General features: G+C 73.3%; 10 protein-coding genes and 1 riboswitch. Of the genes, 4 read left to right on the forward strand and 6 right to left on the reverse strand.

What is annotated here, in order from left to right:
* Window positions 1-111: 111 nt before the first annotated feature.
* On the reverse strand, window positions 112-1,740 hold the full coding sequence (groL, locus tag CLV72_RS08300; RefSeq protein ID WP_106242494.1) for a chaperonin GroEL: 1,629 nt from the start codon (window positions 1,738-1,740) through the stop codon (window positions 112-114).
* Between the two features lie 360 nt (window positions 1,741-2,100).
* Between groL and CLV72_RS08305 the strand changes: the two genes are divergently transcribed.
* A complete protein-coding gene (locus CLV72_RS08305; protein ID WP_106242499.1) occupies window positions 2,101-2,847 on the forward strand; it encodes a pentapeptide repeat-containing protein in 747 nt (248 codons plus the stop codon).
* 44 nt (window positions 2,848-2,891) lie between these two features.
* Here CLV72_RS08305 and CLV72_RS08310 read toward each other — a convergent pair whose 3' ends face one another.
* A complete protein-coding gene (locus CLV72_RS08310) occupies window positions 2,892-3,167 on the reverse strand; it encodes a MoaD/ThiS family protein (protein ID WP_106242502.1) in 276 nt (91 codons plus the stop codon).
* Between the two features lie 53 nt (window positions 3,168-3,220).
* Complete coding sequence (gene thrC, locus CLV72_RS08315; protein ID WP_106242507.1) at window positions 3,221-4,507, reverse strand: threonine synthase; 1,287 nt, start codon at window positions 4,505-4,507, stop codon at window positions 3,221-3,223.
* 13 nt (window positions 4,508-4,520) lie between these two features.
* A riboswitch (SAM riboswitch) is annotated at window positions 4,521-4,664 on the reverse strand.
* A gap of 308 nt (window positions 4,665-4,972) precedes the next feature.
* On the opposite strand from thrC, the gene CLV72_RS08320 reads away from it, so the two are divergent.
* Window positions 4,973-6,412 (forward strand): alpha,alpha-trehalose-phosphate synthase (UDP-forming), encoded by a 1,440-nt coding sequence (locus tag CLV72_RS08320; protein WP_106242510.1) that lies wholly within the window; start codon window positions 4,973-4,975, stop codon window positions 6,410-6,412.
* A 37-nt stretch (window positions 6,413-6,449) separates the two neighbouring features.
* Here the strand turns inward: CLV72_RS08320 and CLV72_RS08325 are convergent, their stop codons facing one another.
* From CLV72_RS08325 to CLV72_RS08340, 3 genes are all read right to left on the reverse strand, one after another.
* Window positions 6,450-7,724: an FAD-dependent oxidoreductase gene (locus CLV72_RS08325; protein ID WP_245929999.1), complete on the reverse strand. Its 1,275-nt coding sequence runs from the start codon at window positions 7,722-7,724 to the stop codon at window positions 6,450-6,452.
* Window positions 7,725-8,076: 352 nt separating this feature from the next.
* A complete protein-coding gene (gene otsB, locus CLV72_RS08335) occupies window positions 8,077-8,895 on the reverse strand; it encodes a trehalose-phosphatase (RefSeq protein WP_106242517.1) in 819 nt (272 codons plus the stop codon).
* Between the two features lie 11 nt (window positions 8,896-8,906).
* Window positions 8,907-9,215: a DUF3263 domain-containing protein gene (locus CLV72_RS08340; protein ID WP_106242521.1), complete on the reverse strand. Its 309-nt coding sequence runs from the start codon at window positions 9,213-9,215 to the stop codon at window positions 8,907-8,909.
* 361 nt (window positions 9,216-9,576) lie between these two features.
* Between CLV72_RS08340 and CLV72_RS08345 the strand changes: the two genes are divergently transcribed.
* Complete coding sequence (locus CLV72_RS08345; protein ID WP_245930001.1) at window positions 9,577-10,422, forward strand: SAM hydrolase/SAM-dependent halogenase family protein; 846 nt, start codon at window positions 9,577-9,579, stop codon at window positions 10,420-10,422.
* Window positions 10,423-10,468: 46 nt separating this feature from the next.
* Window positions 10,469-11,017, forward strand: a complete 549-nt coding sequence (locus CLV72_RS08350; protein WP_106242528.1) for a MarR family winged helix-turn-helix transcriptional regulator — start codon at window positions 10,469-10,471, stop codon at window positions 11,015-11,017.
* The last annotated feature ends 15 nt before the right edge of the window (window positions 11,018-11,032 follow it).

The following is an 11,032-nucleotide window of genomic DNA, read 5'->3' on the forward strand; positions in this document are numbered from 1 at the left end:
TTGCACTAATGGCGGACGGCGGCCCGCACACTAAGGGCCGGTGCCCCCGAGCTGCGCTCGCGGACACCGGCCCCTGGGAGTGCCGCCGGTACTGCCGGTACGGGAGGAGGACTAGAAGTCCATGCCGCCCATGTCCGGGGCGCCGCCGGCCGGCGCCTTCTCCTTCTCCGGCTTCTCGGCGATGACGGCCTCGGTGGTGAGGAACAGCGCCGCGATCGACGCGGCGTTCTGCAGCGCCGAGCGGGTCACCTTGGCCGGGTCGATGATGCCGGCGTCGAACAGGTTGACGTACTCGCCGGTGGCGGCGTTCAGGCCGACGCCCGACTCCAGGCTCTTGACCTTCTCGACCACCACGCCGCCCTCGAGGCCGGCGTTCACCGCGATCTGCTTGATCGGCGCCTCAAGCGCGTAGCGCACGATCTGGGCACCGGTGAGCTCGTCGCCCTCCAGGTCCAGCTTCTCGAAGGCCGGGGCGCTGGCCTGCAGCAGCGCCACGCCGCCGCCGGGGACGATGCCCTCCTCGACGGCCGCCTTGGCGTTGCGCACGGCGTCCTCGATGCGGTGCTTGCGCTCCTTCAGCTCCACCTCGGTGGCGGCACCGGCGCGGATCACCGCGACGCCGCCGGCCAGCTTGGCGAGCCGCTCCTGCAGCTTCTCGCGGTCGTAGTCGGAGTCGGTCCGCTCGATCTCGTTGCGGATCTCCTTGACCCGGCCCGCGATCTGGTCGGCGTCGCCCAGGCCGTCCACGATGGTGGTCTCGTCCTTGGTGATGACGACCTTGCGGGCGCGGCCCAGCAGGTCCAGCTCGGCGGTCTCGAGCTTGAGGCCGACCTTCTCGCTGATGACCTGGCCGCCGGTGAGGATGGCGATGTCGGTCAGCTGGGCCTCGCGGCGGTCGCCGAAGCCGGGCGCCTTGACGGCGGCCGACTTGAACAGGCCGCGGATCTTGTTGACGATCAGGGTGGCCAGGGCCTCGCCCTCGACGTCCTCGGCGATGATCAGCAGCGGCTTGCCGGACTGCACGACCTTGTCCACCAGGGGCACGAGGTCCTTGTTGGCCGACACCTTGGAGTTGACCAGGAGGATGTAGGGGTCCTCCAGGACGGTCTCCATGCGCTCGGGGTCGGTGACGAAGTACGGCGAGATGTAGCCCTTGTCGAAGCGCATGCCCTCGGTGAGCTCCAGCTCCAGGCCGAAGGTGTTGCTCTCCTCGACGGTGATGACGCCTTCCTTGCCGACCTTGTCCAGCGCCTCGGCGATGATCTCGCCGATCTGGGGGTCGCCCGCGGAGATGGAGGCGGTGGAGGCGATCTGCTCCTTGGTCTCCACGTCCTTGGCGAGGTTGGCCAGTTCCTCGCTGACGCGCTCGACCGCGGACTCGATGCCGCGCTTGAGGGCCAGCGGGTTGGCGCCCGACACGACGTTGCTCAGGCCCTTGCGCACCAGCGCCTGGGCGAGCACGGTCGCGGTGGTGGTGCCGTCACCCGCGACGTCGTCGGTCTTCTTGGCTACTTCCTTGACGAGCTCGGCCCCGATCTTCTCCCAGGGGTCCTCGAGCTCGATCTCCTTAGCGATCGACACACCGTCGTTGGTGATCGTGGGGGCGCCCCACTTCTTCTCCAGCACGACGTTGCGGCCGCGCGGGCCGAGCGTGACCTTGACGGTGTCCGCAAGCTGGTTCAAACCGCGCTCGAGGCCGCGCCGGGCCTCCTCGTCGAACGCGATCAGTTTGGCTGCCATAAGCTGGTGTCCTCCCGATACCGGGCTGGTACTGCGGTGTCCGGGCCGACGCCCGCGACGGACGACCCCAGCCCAACGGCAGCCCTTCTGCCGGCGGCGGGGGCCTCATCGCCCCGATCCCGCATAGCTCCCTGGCACTCTCAGTCCGAGAGTGCCAATGCATTGTCTAGCACTCTCCCCCGGCGAGTGCAAGCGGAGCGGCCGAAGCACCCGTCCTGCCTGCGGATACGGCGCGTCCGCACCGGCCGCGCGAGCGGTGCGGCCGGTCGGCCTCCCACCGGGTGACGGTGCTCACCCGTAGGCTCCCCACGGCCTTCCCCGGCGCCGGGCCGGGGCCTGCGAGCACCCAGGAGGAACAGGATGACCACCGGCGGAGCGGTCCTGTCCGACACCGAGCTGACGGCGGCGCTGGAGGCAGGCGGCGAGCTGGCCGGCCTGGACCTGGCCGGGCGCTCGCTCGGCCCGCTGCTGGCGGTCCGCCGCGGCGCGCCCGCGCCCCTCGCCTTCCGCGACTGCGACCTCAGCGAGGCCGACCTCTCCGGCGCGCTGCTGGCGGGCGCCTCGTTCACCGGCTGCGACCTGTCGGGCGCGGCGCTGGACGACGCCATGCTGGACGGCGCCGCCGTGCGCGGCGGCCGGGCCGGCGGCGCCCGCTTCACCGACGCCGACTGCACCGACGCGGTCTTCACCAGCGTCGACCTGGCCGCCACCCGCTGGTCGGGCGCCGTGCTCACCGACGCCGTCTTCTCCGGCTGCCGGCTCACCGGCGCCGACCTCCGGCGGCTGCGCGGCGTCGGCTTCACCCTGTCGGGCTGCAATGCCTCGGGCCTGCGCGCGGCAGGGCTCGACCTGCGCGGCCGCACCGTCGAGGACGTGCGGCTGGACGACGCCGACCTCGCCGCCGCCGACCTGCGCGACACCGTGTGGACCGGCAGCCGGCTGCGCGGCGCCAACCTGCGCGACACCCGGCTCGACGGCGCCGACCTGCGCGGCGCGGACCTCGGCGACTTCCCGCTGCGCGACGCCGCCGTGCTGCGCGGCGCCGTCATCTCCGCGGCGCAGGCCGCCGCGCTGCTGACCGACATCGGCGTGCGCGTGGCGGACTAGCCCCGGCCACCGGGCCCGCCGCGGCGGGCCCGGGAGGCGGGCGGTCAGCCCCCGGCCACGGCCGGGATCACCGACACCTGGGTGCCGTCCGGGGTGGCGGTGTCCAGGCCCTCGGCGAAGCGGACGTCCTCGTCGCCGACGTAGATGTTCACGAAGCGGCGGATCTTGCCGGAGTCGTCCAGGACGCGGGCCCGGATGCCGGTGTAGTTGGCCTCCAGATCGTCCAGGACCGCCTTGAGGCTGGCGCCCTCGGCGGTCACCTCGGCCTCGCCCTTGGTGTAGTCGCGCAGGATGGTCGGGATGCGCACGCGCACGCTCATCGTCGTCTCCTCAGGTGCTCAGGCTGGTGGAAAGGGACAGGAACCGGACCGCGCTAGCGGACCAGGCCCGCTTCGAGGAAGGCGTCGAGGGAGGGCTTGATCGTGGCGGTGACACCGGCGCCGACGGCGTCGAGGGTCTTCAGGCCGTCGCCGGTGTTGAGGACGACGGTCTCGGCGTCGGGGTCCAGGGTTCCGGCGGCCAGCAGCTTGCGCAGCACGCCGAGGGTGACCCCGCCGGCCGTCTCCGCGAAGATGCCCTCGGTGCGGGCCAGCAGCTTGATGGCGTCGACGATCTCGGGGTCGCTGACGTCCTCGACCGCGCCGCCGGTGCGGCGGGCGATGTCGAGCACGTAGGGGGCGTCGGCGGGGTTGCCGATCGCCAGCGACTTGGCGATGGTGTCGGGCTTGACCGGCTGGATGACCTCGCGGCCGGCCTTGTACGCGGTGGCGACCGGGGAGCAGCCCGTGGCCTGGGCGCCGAAGATCTTGTAGGGCTTCTCCTCGACCAGGCCGAGGGCGATCAGCTCGCGCAGCCCCTTGTCGACCTTGGTGAGCTGGGAGCCGGACGCGATCGGGATGACGAGCTGGTCGGGCAGCCGCCAGTCCAGCTGCTCGGCGATCTCGTAGGCGAGGGTCTTGGAGCCCTCGGCGTAGTAGGGGCGCAGGTTGACGTTGACGAAGCCCCAGCCCTCGCCGGCGGGGTCGCCGATCAGCTCCGAGCAGAAGCGGTTCACGTCGTCGTAGCTGCCGTCGATGGCGATCAGCTGCCCGCCGTAGACGGCCGCCATCACCACCTTGCCCGGCTCCAGGCCGGTGGGGATGAAGACGCAGGCGCGCAGCCCGGCGCGGGCGGCGGCGGCGCCGACGGCGCCGGCGAGGTTGCCGGTGGACGAGCACGACAGGGTGGTGAAGCCGAAGGTGCGCGCCGCCTCCAGCGCGATGGCCACCACGCGGTCCTTGAAGGAGTGGGTGGGGTTGCCGGAGTCGTCCTTGACGTGCAGGGCGCGCATGCCCAGTTCGCGGGCGAGGTTGTCGGCCCGCACCAGCTTGGTCAGGCCGGGGGCGAGGTTGGGCTTGGCGGCGACGTCGGCGGGCACCGGCAGCAGCCCGGCGTAGCGCCAGATGGAGCGGGGACCGGCCGCGATGGACTCGCGGGTGACGCCGGAGAACTCGTAGGCCACTTCGAGCGGCCCGAAACACTGCTCGCAGGCGAAGACGGGGCCGAGCGGGTAGCGCTCGCCGCACTCGCGGCACGACAGCGCCACGGCGGGGCCGAACGAAGGGGACGCGGAACCTGGTGTGCCGGTCTCGGCGGCACTGTGGGTGGCGGTGATCGCCATGCGAGGCAACTCCTCCTCATCTTTCCCGTGGCCGATCTGACCACGAGCCGGAGTTGGCACCTGTCCCGGCCGCCGCCCGCGCTGTACCGCGGGCACGTTCACCGGGAGGGTTGCCGGGGCTTCGCAGGGCCGGTCCCTCCACCCCTCTGGATGAGCACTGTTCTGTTGTAAGACGCTGTTCTAAGACTCAATTGCGGTTGTGGGACGGCATCGCCACCGGCGCGGCAGAGTGCCGCGGGTGCGTGAGCCGCCGCCGCTCACTGTAACGCACGCTTCGTCCGGTTCTCCATTCCCCGCCGCCGGCGGAGGAAGCCCCTGGCCGGGGCGGTGCACCGCCCCGGCCTGCGGATCCGTCCCCGGCGGTGTGACCGGAATCGCACGAGTCGGCCCCGCCTCGATCGGGAACGACCCCCCGGTGTTCTACTAGGAACCTGCGCAGCCCGATGGGAAACAGGTGAGCCAACGGTGAATAAGGCGAACATCCTCGTCGCGTCCAACCGCGGACCCGTCTCCTTCTCACAGGCCGACGACGGCTCGCTCTCCCTGCGGCGAGGGGGCGGCGGGCTGGTCTCCGGGCTCTCCGCGGCCGCGGCCGGCGCCGGCACCGTGTGGGTGTGCGCGGCGCTGTCGGAGGCCGACCGGCTGGCCGTGCGCGAGGCGCCGGGCGGACGGCTGGACGAGGCGGGCCACGACACCGGCGGCATCGCGGTGCACATGATCGACGTGCCCGAGGACACCTTCCACCGCGCCTACAACACGGTGGCCAACTCCGTGCTGTGGTTCGTGCACCACCTGCTCTTCGACACCCCCAACGCGCCCGCCTTCGACGCCGCCTTCCGCGCCGACTGGGCGGCCTACCGCGACTACAACGGGGCCTTCGCCGACGCGCTGGTGGCGGAGTCGGCCGACGGCGCCAGAGTCTTCGTGCAGGACTACCACCTGACGCTGACGCCGCGCATGCTGCGCGACCGCCGCCCCGACCTGCGCATCGCGCACTTCTCGCACACCCCGTGGGCGCCGCCGGAGTACTACCGGCTGCTGCCTGCCGACATCGGCAGAGAGGTGCTGACCGGCATCCTGGGCGCCGACGAGGTCGGCTTCCTCACCGAGCGCTGGGCGGACGCCTTCCTGGACTGCTGCGCCGCCTTCCTGGACGCCGAGATCGACCACCGCACCCGCAGCGTCAGCTTCGGCGGCCGGGTGGTCCGGGTGGGCGTGTACGGGCTGGGCGTGGACGGGCCCGCGATGCAGGAGCGCGCCGCGGCCGAGGACGTGGCCGAGCGGCGCGAGGCGCTGCGCGCGCAGGTGGGCGACCGCAGGCTGATCGTGCGGGTGGACCGCACCGAGCTGTCCAAGAACATCGTGCGCGGGCTGGCCGCCTACCGGGAGTTCCTGACCGACCATCCGGAGTGGCACGGCAGGGTCGTGCACCTCGCCTTCGCCTACCCGAGCCGCCACGACCTGCCCGAGTACCGCGCCTACACCGAGGCGGTGCGCCGGACCGCCGAGGAGATCAACGCCGAGTTCGGCACCGAGGGCTGGGTGCCGCTGATATTGCAGGTCAAGGACGACTATCCGCGCTCGCTCGCCGCCTACCAGCTGGCCGACGTGCTGGTGGTGAACCCGATCAGGGACGGGATGAACCTGGTCGCCAAGGAGGGCCCGGTGCTCTCCCAGGGCGGCTGCGCGCTGGTGCTGTCCACCGAGGCGGGCGCGGCGGGCGAGCTGGGCGACGACGCGCTGCTGGTGAACCCCTACGACGTGTCGGAGACGGCGCGGGCGCTGCACGCCGCGCTGGAGCAGTCCGACGACGAGCGCAAGCAGCGCACCGCCCGGCTGGCCGACGCCGCCACCATGCTGCCGCCGCAGCGCTGGTTCGCCGCCCAGGCCGAGCGCCTGGGCTGAAGCGCACGGCGCCCGCCGCCCCCGGCGGCGGGCGCGGTCAGCGCCGCACGGCCGGGTCGGTGGCGGGCGTCCTGACGTGCTCCGGGCGCAGGCCGACCATCATGGCGTTGGCGAAGAGCGCGCGCACCCAGCGGCGCTCGGCCAGGATCGGCGGCGGGCCGAGCCGCCGGCCGCGCTCCTCGGCCAGCGCGCTCTGGATCACGGTGCGCTGCAGCAGCAGCTGGATGCTCTGGGTGCCGACGGCGGGCCAGGCGCGGCGGCGCTGCACCCGGGCCAGCGGCTCGACGGGCAGCGGGGTGCCGTCGCGCTGCGCCGCCAGCAGCGGCCCGGCCGTGATGTTGGCGGTGGCGACCGCGTCCTGGACGGCGAGGTTGATGCCGACGCCGCCGATCGGGCTCATGATGTGGGCGGCGTCGCCGATGCACAGCAGCCCTTCGCGGTACCAGCGGCGCAGCCGGTCGACACCGACCCGCAGCAGGAAGACCCGCTCGAAGTCGGCGAGTTCGCCGACGCGGTCGCCGAGGACCGGGAACAGCTCGCGCAGCCGCTCGCGGAAGCGCTCGATGCCGCGCGCCCGCAGCTCGTCGAAGCCGCCCTTGGGGAAGATGTAGGCCATCTGCCAGTAGGAGGAGCGGTCGATGGCCACCCCCATCGCGCCGTGCACGATGCGCCCCATCACCCCGGAGGGGTCCTCGGGCCGCCGGCTGATCCGGAACCAGGCGACGTCCATCGGGGCGCCGAAGTCGACCGGCCGCAGGGCGGCGGCGGTGCGCACCACCGAGTCGCGGCCGTCGGCGCCGACGACGAGGGCGGCGGGCAGTTCGTGTTCGCCGCCGGCGCCGTCGCGGCGGCGGTAGCGCAGGCCCACGGCGCGGTCGCCTTGGCGCATCACCCCGGTGACCTCGGCGTTCATCAGCAGGTGGAAGGAGGGGTAGCGGGACGCCTCGCGGACCAGCAGGTCGAGCAGGTCCCACTGCGGCACCATCGCGACGTACTTGTAGGGGCCGCGCAGTACGGACAGGTCGATGGAGATGCCGCCGCTGTCGCCCGCCCGCAGTGCCAGCCGCGACACCTCGTTGTGGGGCAGCCGCTCGAACTCCTCGCTGAGGCCGAGTTCGCCGAGGATCGCCAGGGTCGATGGGTGCACGGTGTCGCCCCGGAAGTCGCGCAGGAAGTCGCCGTGCTTCTCCAGCACGGTGACGTCGACACCGGCGCGCGCCAGCAGCAGGCCGAGCATGACGCCCGCGGGGCCGCCGCCGGCGATCGCGCAGGTGGTGGTAGCTGGAGTCGGGGAATCAGGATTCGTGGCCACGTCGCCACCTCCGAGAGAAATTCATCAGTGGATGAATTATTGCACGCCGTGATGCCCCCGGCCATGGCGGGCGCGCCGGAGCGTCCGAAGGTGAGCACAATGTGGCGTTCGGACGACATGCCGCCGCGCGGCCGTGGTCGGCGCCGTGCGTGCGTGAACTGCCGGCGCACGGGCCGCGCTCCACAGCGCCGGTCGCCTTCCTGGTCGGCGAGACCGGCTCGGGCAGGTCCACACTGGTGGAGGCGCCCGCCGAGGGCTTCGGCCTGGCCCCCTGGGGCGGCTCGCACGACCACCGCTACGCCGGCCCGCGCGCCTACCTGCGGCACGTGCCGGGCTGCGGCGTCCGGCGCCCTCAGGCGCCGATCGCGTCCGCGTACCCCTCCAGCAGCGCGACGACGCCCGCCGGGCCGTCCACGACCACGTCGGCGAGGCGGGTCAGCTCGGTGACCTCCGCCGAGCCGCTGCACACCGCCAGGCCGGGCAGGCCCTGCTCGCGCAGCCGGGCCAGCTCGGTGAAGGCGGGGACGTCGCCGAGGTCGTCGCCGCCGAACAGCACCGAGCGGGCGCCCCGCTCGGCGAGGTAACGGCGCAGGGCGGTGCCCTTGTCGATACCGGGCGGCCGCAGCTCGATGACCAGCCGCCCCGGCTCGACGGCCAGGCCGGTGCGCTCGGCCAGCGCGACCAGCGGGCCGCGCAGCAGCGCGAAGGCGCGCTCGGGCTCGGCGGCGCGGCGGGTGTGCACCGCCACCGCCTGGCCCTTGTCCTCGATCCAGGTGCCCTCGGGCGCGCCCGCCTCGCTCAGCACGGCGGGCAGTGCCGCACGCGCCTCGGCCACGCCCGCCGGCGGCTCGGGCTCGCTCAGCCGCCCGGCCTCCCAGCGCTGGCGGCCGTAGCCGCCCAGCACCACCAGGCGGTCCAGCCCGGCCAGGCCGCCGTACTCGACGGCGAGCCCGGCGGGGCGGCCGGTGATGATCGCCACGGAGTCGATCCGCCGCAGCAGCCGGCGCAGCGCCGGCGCCGCGCCCGGATGGGCGCGCGCCTGGGCGGGGTCGGGCACGATGGGCGCCAGGGTGCCGTCGAAGTCCAGCGCGACCACGGCGCCCGCCGGGTCCGCGCACAGCGCCGCCAGCCCGGCGCGGCCCTGCTCAGTGGTCGGGTCGGGAAGCGGCAACGGGTTCTACCTCACAGTTCCTGGCCGTGCAGGTCCAACTGGATGCCGAGCTTACGCGCGGTCCGCTGCCTGCGGCGGCCGGCTCGCAGGCGCTGGAGGCGCTTGACCAGCATGGGGTCGTGCGCCAGCGCCTCCGGCCGGTCGATGAGGCTGCTCAGCAGCTGGTAGTAGCGGGTCGGCGAGATCGCGAACTCGTCGCGGATGGCCTGCTCCTTGGACCCGACGAGTTTCCACCACTGCTGCTCGAAGGCGAGGATGCTCCGCTCGCGCTCTGTCAATGCGGGTTTCGGCACTGCTTCGTCCGAACCGTCCGCTGCCATGGACGGCCTCCTGACCTCTGCTCGCTTGCTTCGCCGGTCGTCGACCGACCGCCGCCCTGCCGCCGGGCAGGCGGGAATTGGGGGCCCGGCTGGCGCTTCCGGCAGGAGTGGTCACCCCGGCCGGACGCCGTCGTCGCCATGCGGACCGGGCGACATCCTCGCATTCCCGGATCTGCGGGAACGGTGGGGACGTGGAGACGCTGCCGCGCCGCGGTCACTCGCTGGCGCGACATATAGTACAGATTCCGGCTGCGTCCCACCGGAAGACGCAGAGATCTCGACACGATCGGGAAACGATCATGCAACGGCGGCCGCGGCCGCGCCGGTGGGCCGAGCGGGAAAAAGCCCTAGTGTTGATCGGGTGAGTGAGAGCGCGCAGCCCTTCGCGGCGGTCACCTTCCTGACCGATTACGGCCTCGATGACGGATACGTCGCCGTGCTGCACGGCGTGGTGGCCGGGTCGGCGCCGCCGGGCACCCGGCTGATGGACCTGAGCCACACCATCGCCCCCGGCGACATCCGCCACGGCGCCGCAGTGCTCAGCGCCGCCCTCCCCTACTTCCCGCACCGCAGCGTGCACGTCGCCGTGGTCGACCCCGGGGTCGGCACCGAGCGCCGCGCCGTCGCGGTCGCCCTCGGCGAGACCGTGCTGATCGGCCCGGACAACGGCCTGCTCTGCTGGGCGCTGGACGCCCTCGCCCACCGGGGCGAGGCGCGCGCCTACGAGCTGGACCGGCCCGAGTTCCACCGGCACCCGACCTCGGCGACCTTCCACGGCCGCGACATCTTCGCGCCGATCGCGGCCGAGCTGGCCGGGTCGGGCCGGGTGGACCGGCTGGCCGAGGTGGCCACCGAGGTGCCGGCCGAGAGCCTGGTGCGGCTGGCGCCGCCGCGCAACGAGGTGCGCGGCGAGCAGATCGTCACCGAGGTGCGCACCGTGGACCGCTTCGGCAATGTGCAGCTGGCCACCGGCGCCGCCGAACTGGAGCGCATCGGCGCGCCGCTCGGCTCCACCCTGGTGCTGAGCTGGTCCGACCAGCGGCAGCCGCTGCCGTACGGGATGACCTTCGGCTCGGTCCCGGTCGGGCAGCTGGTCGCCTTCATCGACTCCGCCGGGCTGCTCGCGGTCGCGGTGAACGCCGGCAACGCCGCCCGGCTGCTGGACGTGCGGCCCGGCGCGGCGGTGGGGATCACCCTCCAGGAATGATCGCGAGATAGCTGCGCTATACACATAATGTCGGTACAGTGCGGTCATGGAACGCCCGAACGGCGACGGCACGCCCGCGCCGGACGCTCCCGAGATGCTGATCGACCAGGCCGTCCTGCGGCTGCGCCGGATCTGGGCCAAGCCCCGGCTGCACCGCGAACTCCAGGCCCAGCTCGACACCGGTGAGCGGCTGTACCTCTCGCACGTCCTGGTCATCCACGCCGTCGGCCGCGCGCTGGACGCCGGCGCCGAGGAGGTCACCGTCGGCGCGGTGGCCGAACGGCTCGACGTCGACCCCTCCACCGCGAGCCGACTGGTCGCCGACAGCATCGAGGCCGGCTACGTCGTGCGCCGCGCCTCCACCGTGGACGCCCGCCGGGCCCCGCTGGAGCTGAGCGCGGCCGGCCGGCGGGTGATGGCCGCCACCCAGCGGCACCGCACCCGCTACTTCGGCCGGCTGATGCGCGACTGGACCGAGCACGAGCGCTCGGAGTTCGCCCGGCTGCTGTCGCGCTTCGCGGCCGCCGCGATCGCCAGCCCGCCCGACATCACCCGTCCCGACGAGACCGAGACCGACGCCGAGCGGCCGGGCTGACTGGCGCGGCCGGCC

The sequence above is a fragment of the Allonocardiopsis opalescens genome (assembly GCF_003002095.1).
Taxonomy (GTDB): Bacteria; Actinomycetota; Actinomycetes; order Streptosporangiales; family Streptosporangiaceae; genus Allonocardiopsis; species Allonocardiopsis opalescens.

What these genes read in the sequence shown, in the direction of transcription:
- groL (WP_106242494.1), bottom strand. Translation starts at nt 1,740, where the DNA reads ATGGCAGCCAAACTGATCGCGTTCGACGAGGAGGCCCGGCGCGGCCTC.
- CLV72_RS08305 (WP_106242499.1), top strand. Translation starts at nt 2,101, where the DNA reads ATGACCACCGGCGGAGCGGTCCTGTCCGACACCGAGCTGACGGCGGCG.
- CLV72_RS08310 (WP_106242502.1), bottom strand. Translation starts at nt 3,167, where the DNA reads ATGAGCGTGCGCGTGCGCATCCCGACCATCCTGCGCGACTACACCAAG.
- thrC (WP_106242507.1), bottom strand. Translation starts at nt 4,507, where the DNA reads ATGGCGATCACCGCCACCCACAGTGCCGCCGAGACCGGCACACCAGGT.
- CLV72_RS08340 (WP_106242521.1), bottom strand. Translation starts at nt 9,215, where the DNA reads ATGGCAGCGGACGGTTCGGACGAAGCAGTGCCGAAACCCGCATTGACA.
- CLV72_RS08350 (WP_106242528.1), top strand. Translation starts at nt 10,469, where the DNA reads ATGGAACGCCCGAACGGCGACGGCACGCCCGCGCCGGACGCTCCCGAG.